The 17679-nt window shown below is 66.8% G+C and carries 15 protein-coding genes and 1 pseudogene; 5 read left to right on the forward strand and 11 right to left on the reverse strand.

Features of this window, described 5'->3' with window-relative positions; genetic code table 11:
* The first annotated feature begins 3 nt into the window (after positions 1–3).
* Positions 4–573 carry a TetR/AcrR family transcriptional regulator gene (locus MSG_RS18390; RefSeq protein ID WP_096441820.1) on the forward strand — a complete coding sequence of 190 codons (570 nt, stop codon included), beginning with the start codon at positions 4–6 and terminating at the stop codon, positions 571–573.
* 158 nt (positions 574–731) lie between these two features.
* Positions 732–3470 (forward strand): LuxR C-terminal-related transcriptional regulator, encoded by a 2739-nt coding sequence (locus MSG_RS18395; protein WP_096441822.1) that lies wholly within the window; start codon positions 732–734, stop codon positions 3468–3470.
* A gap of 15 nt (positions 3471–3485) precedes the next feature.
* Here the strand turns inward: MSG_RS18395 and MSG_RS18400 are convergent, their stop codons facing one another.
* Positions 3486–4733: an EAL domain-containing protein gene (locus tag MSG_RS18400; RefSeq protein WP_232011074.1), complete on the reverse strand. Its 1248-nt coding sequence runs from the start codon at positions 4731–4733 to the stop codon at positions 3486–3488.
* Positions 4734–5048: 315 nt separating this feature from the next.
* Positions 5049–5693 carry a DUF1345 domain-containing protein gene (locus MSG_RS18405; protein ID WP_373421178.1) on the reverse strand — a complete coding sequence of 215 codons (645 nt, stop codon included), beginning with the start codon at positions 5691–5693 and terminating at the stop codon, positions 5049–5051.
* Between the two features lie 195 nt (positions 5694–5888).
* On the opposite strand from MSG_RS18405, the gene MSG_RS18410 reads away from it, so the two are divergent.
* A complete protein-coding gene (locus MSG_RS18410) occupies positions 5889–6185 on the forward strand; it encodes a DUF732 domain-containing protein (RefSeq protein ID WP_232011075.1) in 297 nt (98 codons plus the stop codon).
* Between the two features lie 8 nt (positions 6186–6193).
* On the opposite strand, the gene MSG_RS18415 is transcribed toward MSG_RS18410, so the two are convergent.
* Both MSG_RS18415 and MSG_RS18420 read right to left on the reverse strand, forming a co-directional pair.
* Positions 6194–6691, reverse strand: a complete 498-nt coding sequence (locus tag MSG_RS18415) for an Rv2253 family sensor-like surface protein (RefSeq protein ID WP_456299069.1) — start codon at positions 6689–6691, stop codon at positions 6194–6196.
* Entirely contained in the window at positions 6688–7224 is a 537-nt protein-coding gene (locus MSG_RS18420) for an NUDIX domain-containing protein (protein ID WP_096441826.1), read from the reverse strand. The genes MSG_RS18415 and MSG_RS18420 overlap by 4 nt, the downstream gene beginning before the upstream one ends.
* Before the next feature lie 87 nt (positions 7225–7311).
* Between MSG_RS18420 and MSG_RS18425 the strand changes: the two genes are divergently transcribed.
* Positions 7312–9057 carry a potassium channel protein gene (locus MSG_RS18425; RefSeq protein WP_096441828.1) on the forward strand — a complete coding sequence of 582 codons (1746 nt, stop codon included), beginning with the start codon at positions 7312–7314 and terminating at the stop codon, positions 9055–9057.
* Here the strand turns inward: MSG_RS18425 and MSG_RS18430 are convergent, their stop codons facing one another.
* Positions 9058–9936 carry an LLM class flavin-dependent oxidoreductase gene (locus MSG_RS18430; RefSeq protein ID WP_096441830.1) on the reverse strand — a complete coding sequence of 293 codons (879 nt, stop codon included), beginning with the start codon at positions 9934–9936 and terminating at the stop codon, positions 9058–9060.
* Positions 9937–10005: 69 nt separating this feature from the next.
* Here MSG_RS18430 and MSG_RS18435 point away from each other — a divergent pair, with 69 nt between their 5' ends.
* Complete coding sequence (locus tag MSG_RS18435) at positions 10006–10419, forward strand: VOC family protein (RefSeq protein WP_096441832.1); 414 nt, start codon at positions 10006–10008, stop codon at positions 10417–10419.
* A gap of 51 nt (positions 10420–10470) precedes the next feature.
* On the opposite strand, the gene MSG_RS18440 is transcribed toward MSG_RS18435, so the two are convergent.
* From MSG_RS18440 to MSG_RS18465, 6 genes and pseudogenes are all read right to left on the reverse strand, one after another.
* On the reverse strand, positions 10471–10959 hold the full coding sequence (locus MSG_RS18440; RefSeq protein ID WP_096444650.1) for an Rrf2 family transcriptional regulator: 489 nt from the start codon (positions 10957–10959) through the stop codon (positions 10471–10473).
* A 49-nt stretch (positions 10960–11008) separates the two neighbouring features.
* Complete coding sequence (gene cysC / locus MSG_RS18445; protein WP_096441834.1) at positions 11009–12853, reverse strand: adenylyl-sulfate kinase; 1845 nt, start codon at positions 12851–12853, stop codon at positions 11009–11011.
* A pseudogene (gene cysD / locus MSG_RS18450) lies at positions 12853–13850 on the reverse strand (sulfate adenylyltransferase subunit CysD). Before cysD ends, cysC begins: the two are co-directional and overlap by 1 nt.
* 223 nt (positions 13851–14073) lie before the next feature.
* A complete protein-coding gene (locus MSG_RS18455; protein ID WP_096441838.1) occupies positions 14074–15549 on the reverse strand; it encodes a hydrogenase large subunit in 1476 nt (491 codons plus the stop codon).
* The gene (locus MSG_RS18460) at positions 15546–17015 is read right to left on the reverse strand and encodes a proton-conducting transporter transmembrane domain-containing protein (protein ID WP_096441840.1); all 1470 of its coding nucleotides are present in this window, start codon (positions 17013–17015) and stop codon (positions 15546–15548) included. Before MSG_RS18460 ends, MSG_RS18455 begins: the two co-directional genes overlap by 4 nt.
* Positions 17015–17677, reverse strand: coding sequence for a hypothetical protein (locus MSG_RS18465; protein WP_096441842.1), 663 nt, complete (start codon positions 17675–17677; stop codon positions 17015–17017). Before MSG_RS18465 ends, MSG_RS18460 begins: the two co-directional genes overlap by 1 nt.
* Positions 17678–17679: the final 2 nt, after the last annotated feature.

Here is a 17679-nt window from a genome sequence, read left to right on the forward strand (position 1 = left end):
CCAGTGTCGATCGCCGAGTCACGCGGCGCGGATCATCGAGATCTGGCCGATCGAATCCTGGACGCGGCCCAGCGCCTGGTTTTTCGCACCGGGGCCCGCCGGACGTCGCTGTCGGACGTGGCGGCGCTGGCGGGGGTGTCTCGGCCCACGATCTACCGCTATTTCGCGTCCAAGGAAGACCTGATCGACGCGCTGGGAAAGCGCGAACGGCGCCGCTTCAGCACGGCAATGGACGAGGCCATGTCGGGAGTCACCGGCGTCGCACGATTGGAGGCCGCCGTCGACGTCGTCGCGACATTCGTCGAGATTCAGCCACCGGGGCGGCTGCTCGACCTCGAGCCCACCTTCGCACACGACCAAATGGCCGCGGCGCTACCCATGCTCGTCGAGGGACTGGTGGTCATCCTGCAGCGCTGCGCCGGCGAAGGCGCCCTGGCCTCGGGTGCCAACCCGCGCGACCTGTCCGGCGCCATCGCACGAACGGCGTTGAGCCACTACATATTTCCCGACCGCGACCCCGCCGCGGCGCGCCGCGAAATCCGCGCCGCTGCCGGCCTTTCCGGCCGGGCGTGAGGATCGGCGCGGCCCGGCGCTTCGATTCACGGCCAACGGGTATCCGAAGCACTGGCGGCTGAGGTGCCGATAGGCGAAAATGATGCTGAAATCCTGTGGTGCGCGCGGGTGAGGGCAGAACGGCGGTCGATTCAACTCCGGGGGGAGGCGGGCTGAGCATGCAGCCCAAGACGCAATCCGCCAAGGTCGTGTCGACGAGAGTTCAACCGCCGGCCTACGAGGGCAAGCGCGTCACGCGCGACCGGTTGATCGACGTTCTGCGTGCCGGGCGGGCGAAGCGGCTGGCGTTGGTCCACGGGCCGGCAGGCTTCGGCAAGAGCACCCTCGCCCTGCAATGGCAGCGGGTGTTAGCGGCTGACGAGGTACCGGTTGCCTGGGTGAGCCTCGACCGCGGCCACAATGACGTTGTCGCCTTTCTCGGTGATCTGATCGCGGCGGTTGGGCGCGTCGAACCCACGCTGGTCGCGGACCTCGGCGACCTACTGGAAGAGCAGTCGGCCGACGCGCAACGATATGTGCAGGCCGAGCTCGTCAACCGGTGCGCGGGACGCGAGCGACCGCTGGCGATCGTGCTGGACGACTGGCACCTGATCGAGAGCCCCGACACCGCCGCGGCGCTGGACTTTCTCCTGACCGCCGGCCCCGACAACCTGCACCTCGTCGTCACCAGCAGAACCCGAGCACCCGGCATCGGCAGGCTCAAGGTCAGCAACCAGGTCGTCGAAATCGACGCCGCACAGTTGCGCTTCGACCAGCAGGAATCCGCGGCCTTCCTGCTCGACCTCAACGAGCTGGATCTCGACGGCAATGATGTGCACAGCCTGTGGTCGAGCACCGACGGCTGGGTGTCCGCCCTCCAGCTGGCCACCCTGTCGCTGCGGACCACCAGAGACGCGCCGGCGTTGATCAGGGGCTTTTCCGGCCGTCACCATTCCATCGGCGACTACCTCGCCGAGAACGTGCTCGACGCGCTGCCGGACGAGCTGCTCGACTTCCTGCTGACCACCTCGATCTGCGATCGCCTCTGCGGCGATCTGGCCGCCGCCGTCAGCGGCCAGCCGCGCGGGCAGGCCTTCCTCGAGGAGCTGGAACGCCGCGACATGTTCCTGCAGCCGCTGGACGACGATCGCGAATGGTTCCGGTACCACCACCTGTTCGGCGGCTACTTACGGCAACGGCTGGAACGCGACCATGCCGACCAAATCGTGAGCCTGCACCGCAGGGCCTCGGCGTGGTTTGCCGATCAAGGACTGCTCACCGACGCCGTCAGTCACGCGCTGGCCGCGGGCGATGACGTCGGGGCAGTCGATCTGGTGGAACGGCAGGCCATGTACCTCGTCGAACACAGCCGCATGGCCGGCCTGCTCGGGCTGGTCAACAAATTGCCGAAGGTCCTCGTCCTGAACCGACCGATGTTGCAGACCGCGATCGCTTGGGCCAACTGCCTGCTGCAGCGACCGGAGGATGTCCAGATCGCACTCAGCCATGTTCGAGCCGCCCTGGCGTCGGCGACCGATGCGAGCGCCGCCGAAATTCTCGGCGAAGCCGACGTCGTGCAGGCGTGCACCGACGTCTACGGCGACCGTATCGACCGCGCCGCATCCTTGGTGGCGCCCTACATCGTCGAAAGCCCGAGGTGCAGGCCATTTCTGGCGGCGGTGTCGGCCAACATCCGCACCTTTGTCGACATCCACACCTTCGCTTACGACACGGCGCTGGCACGCCAACAGTGGGCCAACGCTTTTCACGAGACCGCCGCAGGTCCCTTCGCCGGGGTCTACGGCCGGTGCTTTGCCGGCCTCGCGGCATTCGCCCAACTCGATCTGCGCACCGCCGAGATCCGCTACGCCCAGGCTCGCGCGTTGGCACACAGCGCGGCCGGTCCGCGTTCGCACGCGACTCGCCTGGCCGGGGCGCTGCTCGGCAGGCTCCGCTACGAACGCGGCGACATCGATACGGCCGAAGCGCTCTTGGAAGAATGTCACGAACTCGGCGTCGAATGTGGCGTGGCCGACTTCATGATCGCGGCCTACAGCACGCTCGCGCACATCAAAGTCCTGCGCGGTGACATCGACGATGCGATTTCTCTGCTGAACGAGGGAGCCATTGCAGCGCAACATCTTTCGCTGCCGCGGTTATCGGCCGCCCTCGATTACGAATGCCTGCGCCTGCACCTCGCCGTGGACGACATCGACCGGGCACGCCAGGTTCTGGCACGCCAGCCCGAAGTCGGCGACTCGGCGAGTGACGGTATCGCGATGGCCACGCGTCACTACCAACTAAGCATGCAAGCGCGAATCTTGTGCGCTTCCGACGACTACGACGCGGCAACGAAACTCGTGACGTCAATTCGTGACGAATGCGGCGCTGTCGGATGTCGTTATGCCGAGACGATCAGCACTATCGAGCTCGCCAGGGTGGTCTATTTGACCGGTGACAGCGACGCTGCCGCCAAAATACTTGTGCCCGCGCTGATTGCGGGCGCACGCTCCGGGCTGCTACGCACGGTGGTCGACGCCGGCCCGGAGATACTGAAAATAATCGTCGAACTTCGCGAGGCGCGCCGAACCCATCGGTGGGCGGCCGGGCTCCCCCAGGTTGCCACCGACTACCTGTCCGCGCTGCTCACCACCGCCCACACCGACGCGCGGAAGGCTGCGATCCCCGTGATCGCCGGCGCCGCCGAACGCACCTTGCCCGAACAACAGCTCAACGCCCGAGAGATCGAAGTCCTTCGCCTGCTGGACCGCGGGTTGTCGAACAAGCAGATCGCCAGAAGCCTTGGCGTCACCATTAATACCGTCAAGTGGTATCTCAAGAGCATTTACGTCAAGCTCGGCGTCGCGAGGCGCGGCGAATCAATCGCAGAGGCGCGCCGGCGTCGTCTACTGCCTTGAGCTCGTCCGCCGGGCTCAGATCAAGCGAGCGAGTAGCCGTTGCGCCGCCATGGTGACGAATTCGCGGTCGAAGGTGACTGCCATGTCGAAGCGCCGGTCGGCATCACTGGCGGAAATGCCCTTGACGCCTAGCCGCTCACGCGCTATCAGCGCGGCCGCGGTGTCGGGACCCAGCACCACGATGGTCGACTCGCGCGACATCGGATCACTCGAATCGAGCCTGACTTCCCTGACCCGTGGCCCGATTCCGAGTGGCCAGCTTTGACTGAAAAGCGCTAACAGCGGGCACCTTTCGGCGATGGCAAGGTATTTGAGCTTCGTGACCATGCGTGAGTCCGTGTCTTCGTGCAGTGTCGTGAGCACGATCGGGGGATTCTCGGCGGTCATGGCGATGCGTTCCACGTGTTTGGACAGCTCCGACAGCGTTTTGTGCCGGACCGGCCGGGTGGGCAGCACCCCCGATGCCAGCTCGAAGGTCGTTCCGGTCGCGCCGCTGGGCGGGTAGCTTTCCCTGCCCGGCCACCGGAACCCCTTTGGGACGCCGGTGAGTTCGCCGGGAACGCCGAAGAGATTGCCCTGACCGAACGCCGCACCGTACGCCAATGCCTGCTCGAGCTGGTCGTCGGTTTCGATCCCCTCGGCGCAGATGACGGCGCCGCTTCGCTCCTGGTGGGCCATGACCGCGGCGATGATGCGCGCCTGCACCCGATCTGGCTGGTGCTGGATCGAACACATGTCGAGCTTGACCATGTCGGGCGAGACGACGTCGAGCAGCGCCAGGGAATCGGGGTCCGACCCGACATCGTCAAGTGCTATCGCGAGCCCCGAAGAACGCAGCGCCGCGACTTTCCGGAGAAGCGCGCGGGGATTACTGAGCAATCCGCGCTCGGTGATTTCGAATGTCAGATTGAAGCAATCGGCGGCCCGCATGATATTGCTGTCGCGGGACGGGTCGATACGACTCGTGGCGGGTTCGGTGTTGACCAGTAATAACATCCCGGGCGCAAAAGTTGCCTGCAGCGCTCCCTTAACTGCCGCGCGAATGCAGACGCGATCCAGAAGGTCCAATTTGCCCGTCTCTTCGGCGTAGGCGAAAACCTCGGTGGGCGCTGGATTATTCAGCGCGGGCCAGCGCGCGAGCGCCTCGTAGCCGACGACCGTCCGGCTCGGCAAAGCCACGACGCGCTGAAACGCCGTGACGAGACCCTTGCCCGCGATCGCATTGTCAAGAATATTTGTCATCAAAGCCGTCGGGATAATCATGGGTCTGGACGTACTGCTCGAACTCACACGTTCGACGCTAACGGCGCATAACGGAATTTGACCGCCCGGCTACCCGCATTCACGGCGTTGACTACCCGAAAGTGTGGTGGGGTAGGCAGGACCAACCGAACACTTCACCCGCGATTCATTACCACCGACTCGAAAAAACCGGCTCGAATTTGATTATCACCTTATTAGACGCACGTCTATTTGCTAAAGCCCGTGATTTCAATTCCCGCCACCTCCGCGCCCTGCGGTCTTGTCGACCCGCACGACTTCTTCAGCCTGACGCGAACCGGCTAGCCGCGGGCTCGATCACACTTTGGAGCTGAGCCCGGCGATCAGATTGATCGTGACCGCGAGGACGACCGCGCCCAGCAGGTACGACAGCAGCGCGTGCCGCAGCACCGTCGCCCTGATCGACGTCAACCCGATCTCGGTGTCGGAGACCTGATAGGTCATGCCGACGGTGAAGGCGAGGTAAGCGAAGTCGCGGAAGCGCGGCGGCTCGGGGTCGTGGAAATCGATCCCGCCCGGCTCGTCGGAGTAGTAGAGCCGCGCATAGTGCGCGGTGAACAACGTGTGCACGGCGACCCAGGACGCCGCGACGGTCGCAATGCCGAGAAGTGCGGCCGCGACGGCCCGGGCCCCGGAATGCGATCCGGCGGCAACCACGTAACCCACCCCGAGCAGGCTCGCGACGCTGGCCGACACGATGACCACATCGGCGATCCAGCGGGTGGGATCCTCTCTGGTCGCGTATCGCCGGGTCTCCTCGGCGTCCATTCCGCCGATGATGAGCCACGTCCAGCACACGTAGACCGCGGCGCTGGCGATCCAGCCGACGAGCGCGAACCGCCAGCCGACCGTGTGTCCCACGGCGAACGCAACGGCAACTCCGAAGACCACGGCAACCGCAATCCGCAGCACGGCGGTCTCCCGGGAAACCTGAAACCTCACGATCTCGACCTAAGCACCAACTGCCGCCTGCCGTTGACGCAGGTGGCAGAGTCGGCGGAACACAACGTTGCCAGCGGAGGCTTCACCACTCTCAGCTGGAGTTTGCCATATCTGCTCATTTCGCCGCGCGAGCCGACCATCCGAAGCCCATAATATTAAGGTCAAACCCTAATATCCCAGAACGGAGGCGATCCCATGTCTGTTCGCGGACTACGCCTGATGTGTATCCCCGTTGTCGTTGCTGCGGCCCTCACCGTGGGTAGCGGTGTCGCCGTCGCCGACGATGACTCGTACATCGCGCAACTTACCAAGCTGGGCTTCAGCGGCGACCGGGACAGCCTGATCGCGCTCGGACACGCGATCTGCTCCGACCGCAGCACCGGCTACACCCCCGACCAGCTGGCCCAGGTCGTCCAGACCAAGTTCACCAACGCGACCTACGCGGACGCGACGTCCGTTATCAGCGCCGCCGAATCGGCCTACTGGCCATAATCTTTGGGTCAGCCGGCCGCGAATGCCGCCACCGGCATCTCCACGCTTCCCCGGCAGGGGCCGCTGTTGATGTCGGTGTGCCAGGTTCCGCGCAGCGATCCGTCGGACTGGGGGGCATAGAACGCCCACGACCTCGCCGGTGCCCATACTTTCGGAACGCCTTCTCCCATATAGCAATCCCACTGAAAGTCGAAGTGCTCGACCCACCTGGCGCCGTCCCAGGCGTAGTGCGACGGCTGCGGCAGCGTCGGGTTCTTGGGGGTGGGTCCGTTGGTGGCCGTGGCGATGCACGTGCCCGCCGAACACGACGTCGTGAATATGTAGTCGGCACTGAACGTCGGTTCCGGCTGGCGGGCCGCAATGCTGCTGCCCGTCTTGTCGACGGCGTAACGCACGAGCGAGTACTTGCCGCTCCACGACGGCATCTCCGCGGGCACCGCACCGGCGGGCGTCGCAAGCAGAGCGAGCGCGATGGCGCCGACTACCGCGGTCCGCCACGAATTCACGGTTCGCGCAACAGAAATAGGCCGTAGGCGGCGATCGACTGCGCGTCGACGATCACTCCCGCGCGGATCATCTGCTCGACGTCGGCCCGGGAGAACCAGGCGCTGCGCATGTCCTGCTCCTCGTGCTCCGGGGCGGCTTCGCCCTCGGTGATCCCGGTCGCCACAAAGACCCAGCCGAGCTGACTGGTCATCCCGGGAGCGACATCCACCTTGCCGAGAATTTCGAACGAGGACGCGCGCAGCCCGGTTTCCTCGCGGAGTTCGCGCGCGGCCAGCTCGAACGGTTCGAGGTGCGCATGGTCCGGTGCGGCACCCTGCGGGAACTCCCAGCGCCGCGCGCCCACCGGATACCGGAACTGTTCCACCAACCGGAATCGCCGGCCGTCGTAGGGCACCACGAGCGCATAGTGCGGCTTGTCCACCACGGAGTAGATGCCGGGACTGCCATCCGGACGGCGGATATCGTCCTCGCGGAGCACCAGCCACGGATTGCGATAGATCTCGCGGGTCGCGACGCGTTCGATGAAGGGCACATCGCCAGTATTGCGGGTGGCACGATCTGGGACAGTGCCCGATAGTCGTAGGCACCACGGGCCCAACGTCGGCAGAGCGGAGTGGGTATGCAGCAGGGCGTGCACCGCCACATCATCGTCAGCGGCGACGATGCGCTGGCGACGACAATCGCCGCGGAGTTGCAGACTGCCGGCGCGACGATCGTGAAACTCGTCGATGACACCGTCGCCGACACGAAGGACGACCTCGCCGAGGCCGGGATCGCGCGGGCGGCGGCCGTGGTCTGCGCGGGCAGTGATGACGCGATCAATCTCGAAATCGCCTTGTTGGCAAGAAAAGCTAACCCGAGTGTGCGGGTGGTGGCGCGACTGGCCAACGACGTGCTGCGCGAGGCGGTCGCCGACGACAACGGACCCGGCGCGGTCCTCGACGTCGCCGAGCTGGCTGCGCCGTCGGTCGTCGAGGCGGCTCTGGCGCGCACCGCGCACCCGTTCGAGGCGGCCGGCATCGAGTTTCTGGTGACCGGCGCCGAGGTCCCGTACGACGCGACACTGCGCGAGATCTACGCGGACCTGGCGCCGGTGGCGGTGATCCACGGCAAGAAGTCGCTCACACCGGGATTGCTGGAGACCTGCCCGGGCCGCGACCTGCCGGTGCGCGCCGGCGACTGGACGGCGATGATCGGCACCGCCGACGAGTTGGCGAGCCGCGGCATCAGGCCGCCGCGGCCCCACCCGACCCGCGTGCGCAAGCGCCGGCTGCGGCGAGCCGTCGGCGTCGCGCGCGGCCTGCGCAACGACGTCAACCCGATGTTCATGCGCGCGATAGTCGCGGTGCTGGCGGTGCTGATCGGCTCGACGGTGCTGTTGCGGTTCTGCTTTCAGCCGCACGCGACAATGACCTGGGTTGACGCGCTGTACTTCAGCACCGAAACAATCGCGACCGTCGGCTACGGCGACTTCAGTTTCCTCTCCCAGCCCACCTGGCTGCGCCTGTTCAGCATCATGCTGATGTTCGCCGGCCTGACCACCACCGCGGTCATGGTGGCGTTCATCGCCGACGTGTTGATCTCGCGCCGCTTCGCGTCCACGGCCGGCCGCCGACGGGCCCGCCACCTGCGCAATCACGTCATCGTCGTCGGGCTCGGCTCGTTCGGCAGCCGCGTCATCGCCGACCTGAACGCCGCCGGATACGAGGTGGTCGCGATCGAGCTCGACGAGAACAACCGCTACCTGTCGACCGCCGCCGAACTCGAGGTCCCGGTGGTCTTCGGGGACGCGACGCTGCGCCAGACGCTGGCAGCGGCCCGCGTCGACCAGGCGCGCGCGGTGGCGGTACTGACCCACGACGACATGGTCAACATCGAGATCGGGATCGTGCTGCGCGAGATGCTGGGCCCGCGGGTAATGCCGAAGGTCACGCGGCCCGACGTTCCGATCGTGCTGCGCATCTTCGACCGGACACTGGGCGGCGCGGTGGCCGAGCGGTTCGGTTTCGACACCGTGCGCTCGACGGTCGAGCTGGCCGCGCCGTGGTTCATCGGCGCCGCGATGGGCCTGCAGGTGCTGGGCACGTTTTCGGTAGGTCAGCGCTATTTCATGGTCGGCGGCATGCACGTGGCGGCCGGCAGCGAGCTCGACGGACTGCGGATGTTCGAGATGTCGACCCAGACGCGCGTCATCGCGATCACCCGGGACGACTCGGCCGTCCAGCTGCACCCGCGCCGCGATGCCCGGCTGCGCGCCGGCGACACCGTCTATCTCGTCGGGCCCTACCGCGAGCTGGTCGCGACACTGCAGAAGGGGCAGCCTCCGCTGGAACCCGACGTCGGGCGCGACCGGCTGCCGGCCTAGCTAGAGCCGGGCGGCCACGTCGGCGGCGCGCCGGACCTGGTCCAGGTCGGAACTCGTCGGGATGAGCTGTACCTCGTCGGCGCCGATATCGGCGAACCGGTGCAGCACCGCCAGCAGCTCCGCCTCGCTGCCAGCCCACCCGGTCGTCGGGGCCATCGCGTCGACGTATTCGGCCGGGATCCAGTTCATGTAGCGCAGCAGGTGGCGATGCACCTGGGCGCGCGCCTCGTCCGGCTCACCGAAGGCGAACCAGAACGACGTCGTCAGGTGGGGCGCCGGCTTGCCAGCCTGCGCCCACGCCTCCCGGGCGACCTCGAAGAGCTCGTTCTGCTTGGCGACGTCCAGGTCGAGCGTGGTGCCGGCCAGCCCGTCGGCCCAGGCGGCCGCGTTGCGTAGCGTCTTGGGCCCGATCGTCCCGACAAACAGCGGCGGACCGCCGGTCTGGACCGGGCCCGGCCCGGTCGGCAGCACGGATTCGGTGATCTTCTCGCCGGCCCACACTCGTTTCATCACCGCGACCTGGTCGGCCATCCCCCGGATCGTCTGCGTCGACGGGTCCGCTCCCACGGCGCGATAGTCCTCCAGCCGGCCCCCCACCCCGACGCCCACCGTCAGCCGGCCGCCGCTGATCAGGTCGCCGGTCGCCAGCCCCTTGGCCAGCATCACCGGGTCGTGCAGCTGAGGCACGATCACCGTCGTCAGCAGTCGCACCCGGGTGGTCCAGGCCGCCAGCGCACCCAGCAGCGTCAGGCTGTCCGGGTTGGAGAAGGTGATGCGCTCGCCCCAGCACAGCGACGAGAACGGCCCCTCGTCGACGGCCCGCGCCCAACTCTCCAACACCGTGGCATCCAAGTCCGGTTCCATCACCGGCATCGTCATCGCTATCCGCACGACGGCGATTGTGGCACGCCCTCTACATGCGGTTCCTCCAGTGGCACCATGGGATGGATGGCCGTCAGGAGTTCTTCCATCGCCCACGTCCGACTCACCGTCACCGACATAGAACGATCGCGGCAGTTCTACGAGAGCGTGTTCGATTGGCCGGTGCTGCTGGAAGTTCCGGAGAACGCCGATGAGGCCAGCCGTAACCAGTTCGGCTTCCTGTTCGGGGGCGTCATCTATGACCTGGGCGGCACGCTGCTCGGGCTGCGGCCGGTCGCCAACGACCGCTTCCACGAGGATCGCTGCGGCTTGGACCACATCGCCTTCCGGCTCGGCAGCAAGGACGAATTAGACACCGCCGCAGCATATCTCGACGATATCGGAGTGCAGCACGAGACGGTCAAGGACATCGGGCCGTCCTATATTCTCGAGTTCCGCGACCCCGACAACATCGCCCTGGAACTGACGGCGCCGAAGTAGCGTCGAAGCATGGAGATCCGCACGCGACCGTACGATTCGGCAGGCTGAGTCCTAGTCGCCGACGCCGCGCCGGGCGCCGTGCCGGTTGTGTTCCTGATCCCGGTAGTCGTCGGCGAATTTCGCGACATGCTTGGGCAGGTCACCGGAGGCGACGTCGGCCAGGGTGGTCTCCTCCAGCACCGACCGCATGCTCGCCCGCAACGCACGCCAGACGTCGGTCAGCGCCGCCGTCGGGCCCGAGTAGGGCAGGTCGCCCAGCCCGATGTCGCGGACGCTGGCCAACGGCCCGTCGATGCAACGCAACACGTCGGCGATGCTGATCTCGCTGCCCGGGCGCGCCAGCTCGTAACCCCCGTCGCGCCCGCGATGACTGCGCACCAGCCGATCGGTGCGCAGGTTGGTCAGGATGTCGACCAGAAACTGCGGCGGGATGCCCTGCGCCGCGGCCAGGTCATCGGTCTTGACCAGCACGCCATTGTCGACGGTGGCGAGCTGGACCATCGCCCGCACCGCGTACTCCGCCTTGGCTGACATGCGCACGCTGAGGATTGTGCCACCCGTCCGCACCCCGAGGTGCTGTGGCGGCGTGTTAGGGACTCAACTCCAGCAGGTCGATGACGCTTTGCGCCATTTCGTCGAGGGTGTGCTCCGGGATGAGCCGCAGGTCCGGGTTCTTAGGCCGTTGATACGGGCTGTCGACCCCGGTGAAGTGCGTGATCTCGCCCGCGCGCGCCTTGGCGTACAGGCCCTTCGGATCGCGACGTTCGCATTCCTCGATCGGGGTGTCGCAGAACACCTCGAAGAAGGGGAAGCCGGCATCGGCGTGGACCTGGCGGGCCATATCGCGGTGCTCGGTCAGCGGGCTGATTGCCGGCACCAGCACGACCTGGCCGGAATCGGCGAGCAGCGTCGCGACGTGCGCCAGCCGGCGCAGGTTCTCGGCCCGGTCGGCCATGGAAAAGCCAAGATCGGCGTTGAGGCCGTGACGCAGGTTGTCACCGTCCAGAACGTAAGCGGGAAAACCCTTTTCGAGTAGCTTCTTTTCGACCAGCACGGCCACCGACGACTTGCCGGCGCCCGACAGGCCGGTGAGCCACACCGTCTTACCCCGGCCCGCGCGGTCTTCGGCCGTCACCAGGGACTTATGCCGAACGGTGTTCGGGCTGGCCGCCTGGGCCGAGACGTCGCGCAGCACCATGCCCGCCGCCACCGTGCCGTTGGTGTGCGGGTCGATGAGAATGAACGAGCCGGTGCTCGCATTGCGGGTGTATTCGTCGAGCAGCAGCGGCACCTGGGTGCGCAGCGAAATACGGCCCAGCTCATTGAGTTTCAGCGCCGATGCCGTCTTGTCGCGGTGCAACGTGTTGACGTCGAGCCGATAGTCCAGCGCCGTCACCTTGGCCCGGGTGGTTCGAGTGGTGTGCTTGATGACGTAGTCGCGGCCCGGTTCCAGGGACGCGCCATCGGCCATCCAACACACGGTCGCGTCGAACTCCTGGGCGACCCTGGGCTGGTTGTTGGTGCGCGCGATCAGGTCGCCGCGCGAGATGTCGATCTCGTCGGCCAGCCGTATCGCGACGGCCATCGGCGGAAATGCTTCCGACACCGACCCATTCGGTCCGTCGATCGCGGTGATCGTGGTCGTCTTGCCGATCGGCAGCACCACCACTTCGTCGCCGGGACGCAGCACGCCGCTGGCCACGGTGCCGGCGTAGCTGCGGTGGTCCTGGTGCTCGTGGGTATGCGGCCTGATCACGTACTGAACGGGGAACCGGACGTCGACCAGGTTACGGTCACCGGCGATGTACACCTCTTCGAGATGCGAGAGCAGCGCCGGCCCCTCGTACCACGGCGCCCGGTCGGATTTGGTCACCACGTTGTCGCCGTGCAGCGCCGACATCGGGATGGTGGCGACGTCCTGCACATCCAGCCGCGCGGCGAAGGCGTGGAACTCGTCGCGGATCTCCTCGAATTTGGTCCTGTCCCAATCGATCAGGTCCATCTTGTTGACCGCCAGCACGATGTGCTGGATGCCCAGCAGCGAGGCCAGGAAGGCGTGCCGGCGCGACTGCTCGAGCAGGCCGTGGCGCGCATCGACCAACACGATCACCAGTTGCGCGGTCGACGCCCCGGTCACCATGTTGCGGGTGTACTGAATGTGCCCCGGGGTGTCGGCGATGATGAATTTTCGCTTGGGAGTGGCGAAGTAGCGGTACGCGACATCGATGGTGATGCCCTGTTCGCGTTCGGCCCGCAGGCCGTCGGTGACCAGCGCGAGGTCGGTGTAGTCGTGCCCGCGCTCCTCGGACGCCCGCTCCACCGACGCCCACTGGTCTTCCATGACGGCTTTGGAGTCATACAGCAGCCGACCGATCAGCGTGGACTTGCCGTCGTCGACGGACCCGGCAGTTGCCAGTCTCAATAGCGTCGTCATCAGAAGTAGCCCTGTCGCTTGCGGTCTTCCATCCCAGCCTCCGAGATGCGGTCGTCAGCCCTGGTCGCGCCCCGCTCGGTCAACCGTGACACCGCGGTCTCCGCGATGACCTCCGACACGCTGGCGGCCTCCGACTCCACACATCCGGTGCAGGTGACGTCGCCGACCGTGCGGAACCGGACCGTCTTCTCCACCACCTGCTCGCCCTGCCGTGGCTGCATGTGCTTGTGCACGGCCAGCAGCATGCCGTCGCGCTCGAACACCTTGCGCCGGTGCGCGTAATAGATCGACGGCAACTTGATCTTCTCGGCACCGATGTAGGACCAGATGTCGAACTCGGTCCAGTTGGACAGCGGGAAGACGCGGATGTGCTCGCCCTTGTGGTGCCGCCCGTTGTAGAGGTTCCATAGCTCCGGCCGCTGGGCCTTGGGGTCCCACTGCCCGAACTCGTCGCGGAAGCTGAACACCCGCTCCTTGGCGCGGGCCTTCTCCTCGTCGCGGCGCGCGCCGCCGAAAGCCGCGTCGAACTTGTTCTCCCGGATCGCACGCAGCAGCGTCACGGTCTGGATCGGGTTGCGCGACGGGATCGTCTCGACGACCCGGCCCGCGTCGATGTCCTCCTGCACCGACGCCACCACCAGGCGGACGCCCGACTCGGCGACGAGCTCGTCGCGCGTCGCGATCACCTCGTCGAAGTTGTGTCCGGTGTCGACGTGCATCACCGGGAACGGCAGCCGGCCCGGCGCGAACGCCTTGAGCGCCAGGTGCAGCATGACGATGGAATCCTTGCCGCCCGAGAACAGCAGGACGGGCCGCTCGAACTCGGCGGCGACCTCGCGGATGATATGGATCGCCTCGGCTTCCAGCGATCTCAGATGACTCAATTCGTACTGCCCGGCCGTGGGGCCAGCCTTCACGTCGCTGGTCATGGCGTCCTTATGGTCAACCGGAGTCGTAACCGGATAAAGTCGGTAGAGTTGACCATATTTATGGTCATAACCGTTTATGGAACCAGCCCGCGTCGGCGGTGTCAATGGGCGGGTCAGGCGCCGGCGATCGGCTGGCGGGCGTCGTATCGCGCCGAAGCTTCCCGGAACAAGCGGGTTTGCCCGTCTTCGAGCGACAACAGACCGCCCCGGACCGTCACGCAGCGAGACATGCTGGGTGACAAAGGCGCTGTTGTCGAGGCGACGAAGCGACTGCTGGATGCCCTCGGCGCCCTACAGGTCGTTGCCCGCGTACGACTGGTTGAAGCTCTTGTTGGCCAGCGGGAAGTCGGGAACGATGGTGTCGGCCATCGCCACGGGCAACGCGGGCCAGTTGAACCAGGACGGGTCAACAATTTTCGCGCGGGTGATGCAATTGGCCGCGTCGATTTCGACGCGGTGCACGATGGTGCCCCGCCAGCCCTCGACGATGCCGACACCGCTGCGGAGCCCTTCCGCCGATTCGGCTTCGTCGACGTATTCGATTGGGCCGGTGTGCGACTCGATGATGTGTTGGGCGAGGATGGCGGACGCCGCGAACTCGTCGCGCCGCACGGTGTAGCGGGCCAGGACGTCGCCTTCCGCCGCAACGACTTCGGTCACGGGCAACTCGACGGTCGGGTGCTCGACGCGGGCGTCGGTGCGCAGGCCGCTGGAGCGGGCGACGTAACCCAGACAGCCGAGGGCGGCGGCGTCCTCGCAGCGCAGGATGGCGGTGCCGGCGAACCGGTCGTAGACCACGGCGTTGGACAGCGTCAGCGCGGCGACCTCGGCAACGTCGGCAGCGATTCGTCGAAGATCGCCGGAGTCGGGAAGGGTCTGCAGCGCAACCCCGCCCGGACGGATCGCGCCGCGCAGCAGGCGGTGACCGGTGACGGCGGCGTTGAGGCGCAGCAGCGCCTCGCGGATCCGCTGAGCGTGCGTGTTGGCGATTCCGTAACCGACGTCGTTGGCCAGGGCGCCCAGATCGGCGGCGTGGTTGTAGAGCCGTTCTAGTTCCACGATCAGGGCGCGCAGCCGGTGCACCTCGTCGGGCAGTTCAATGCCGAGCGCGTCTTCCACGGCGAGGCTGTGAGCCAGGGCGTGCGCCGCCGAGGTATCGCCGCTGACGCGTTCGGCGAGATCGACAGCGCCGCCGGCGGGACGGCCGTGGAACAGCTTCTCGATGCCGCGGTGCACGAACCACAGCCGCGCCTTCAGCCGCACGACGGTCTCCCCCGCCACCGAGAAGCGAAAGTGGCCGGGTTCAATGAGGCCGGCGTGGACGGGGCCGACCGGGATCTCGTACACCCCGGGTCCTTCGACGATGACGAACGGGAACGCACCAGTATTCGCCAATTCGGTTGTGGGCCAATCATTATCGCGCATGGGATGCCAGTCGGGCCAGTGCGCATGTCGGACCAGGCGCCGCGGCTTGGGATGGCCGACGGGCCGGATCCCGTACAGGTCCGCCATTTCGCGTTCGAATCGGCCGGCCGGAAACGATACCTTCGCCAACGACCGAATGCTCGGATGATCAACCGGTAAAACGCATTCGATCTCCACGCGACGGTCAGGGCGACCGGCCAGAAACAGGTAGACCACCCGCAGAGCGTCTCCATCGTCGTGCGCGGCGACCAGGGCCAGCCGAAACGAATCCTCGAGCAGCTGCTTGGCCAGTTCGGCCAGCGAGTCCTGGGAAATCCGGTGCTGCGACACGATTCGGCTCAACGAGAGACTCCGATGTTGCTGCTGGCAGCGGTGAACAGGTTGGTGAGTGGGCCCGCCGTGACGCCGAGGGCCGTCGAGGCGACGACGCCGGCGATCAGGGCGGCCGCGGCGGTGGCCGGCACGGTGATCGACGGCGCGCCCGACGCGGGCGTCCCGAGCAGTACGCGTCCGGCATTGCGGACCAGGGCCGCGAAGGCAATCGCGATCAACAGCGTGACGACGGCCAGTACCCAGGCCAGCCGCACGCCGGCAAGCGAGCGCGCGATCGCCAGCTCGCTGGCGAACATCGCGAACGGCGGCAGGCCGAGCAGCACGATCAGACCGGTCGCAAACGACACCCCGACCAGCCGCGACCGATGCACGACACCGGTGATGTCGGCGATCGCGGTGGAGTTGTGCGCGGCCTGCAGTTGGCCACCCGCCAAGAAAAGCAGCGTCTTGGCGATCCCGTGGGCGAGCACATGCAGCAACAGCGCCGAGATCGCCAATGTGGTGCCGGCGGCCGCTGCGATCGCGATCAGGCCCATGTTCTCCATCGACGAATACGCCAGCATCCGCTTGATGTCGCCGGTCACGATCAACATCAGCGCCGCGATCAGCAGGGTCGCCAACCCGACGACCAGCAGGCCGCTGCGGAGAAAGGTGGGGCCGGTAGCCGCATCGATGATCGGCCGCAAGCGGATCACCACCGAGAAGGCGACCGACAGCAGCACCCCGCTCATCAGCGCGGAGACAGGCGCGGGGGCCTGGCTGTGCGCATCGGCCAGCCAGGTGTGGAAAGGAAACAGGCCGGCCTTGGCGCCGTAGCCGATGAGCAGCAGCCCGCCCGCCAGCCGCGCGACCCCGGGGTCGAGACCTCGTGCGTGTGCGGCGAGGACGTCGAAGTTCAGCGCCTGGGCGGCCGGCGCGCCGGCACAACGGGCGGCGAAGTACAGCAGCACGGTGCCCAGGAAAGCCACGGCGATACCGACCGAGCAGATCACGACGTACTTCCAGGTCGCTTCCAGTGCGGTGCGGGTGCGCCGATGCCCCACCAGGAACGCAGTGATCACCGTGGTGGCCTCGATCGCCACCCACACCACACCAATATTGTTGGCGCACAACGCAAGAACCATCGCCGCGAGAAATGCCGGCGTCAGGACACCGTACCGGCGGGCGCCGCGCGCGTCGGTGTGGGCACGGGCGAGCTCAGCATCGATGTACGAGATGCTCGCCCAAGTAGCCAGCGTGCCGACGATACCGATGACGATGAGCATCGTCACCGTCAGCGCGTCGACCCGCAACAGCCCGCCCAGCGCGAACTGCGCACCCGATTCGACGCGAAATCCCAAGGCGGCGGCGCAGCCCAGCACCGTGACCGCCGACAGTACGGTCAGCGTCGCGGTCGTACGACCCCATCCGGCGAGCAGGGTAATGGTCGACGCGACAAGGGGCGCAAGGATCGCGGTGAGCAACAGCACGGTCATCAGTCGCGCAGCTCCTGCAGCTTGTCCAGATAGGCATCGCCGAAGGTGCTTCGCAGCCGGCCGGTCAGCACGCCGATCACGACGACGGCCAACAGCACGTCCAATGAGGCGCCGAGTTCGACGATCAACGGAACGCCGGCGGTGAGGAGAAACGCGGTCGCGGCAATCCCATTGTCCAGCATCAGGAATCCGGCGGCTTGTGAGACCGCGTGCAGCCGGGTGGACAACACGAACAGTGCGATGAGCACGACCGCGAATGCGGCGGGTACCGCGTTGGTGCTCGGGCCTGGTTGCAGATCGACCACCGGTTGCGTGATCGCGAACGCGGCCACCGTCAGGCCGCCGGCAATCAGTAGCGAGCTGGTGGTGTTCACCAGCGGGGCGGCCTCCCGTCGAGCGGCGAACTCGGCGCTCACCACACGAGCCAGCAGCCACGGCAGCACCACCACGCGGAGCGCAAACACAGCGACTGCCACGCCGATCAACGCGACGTCGTGATCGTGGATGCCCCGCACCGCCGGGATCGCCGTCAGCGCGAGGCCCTGCCAGGCCAGCAGATGCACGATGGCCGGCAGGTCGCGGCGCCACACGATCAATACCGCGGCCAGCACGAGCCCCCCGGCGGCGAAGTCCACCGGAATCGAGAAATTGGCGTCGGTCATCG

Origin of the sequence: Mycobacterium shigaense, from assembly GCF_002356315.1 — a bacterium.
GTDB classification, from domain to species: Bacteria; Actinomycetota; Actinomycetes; order Mycobacteriales; family Mycobacteriaceae; genus Mycobacterium; species Mycobacterium shigaense.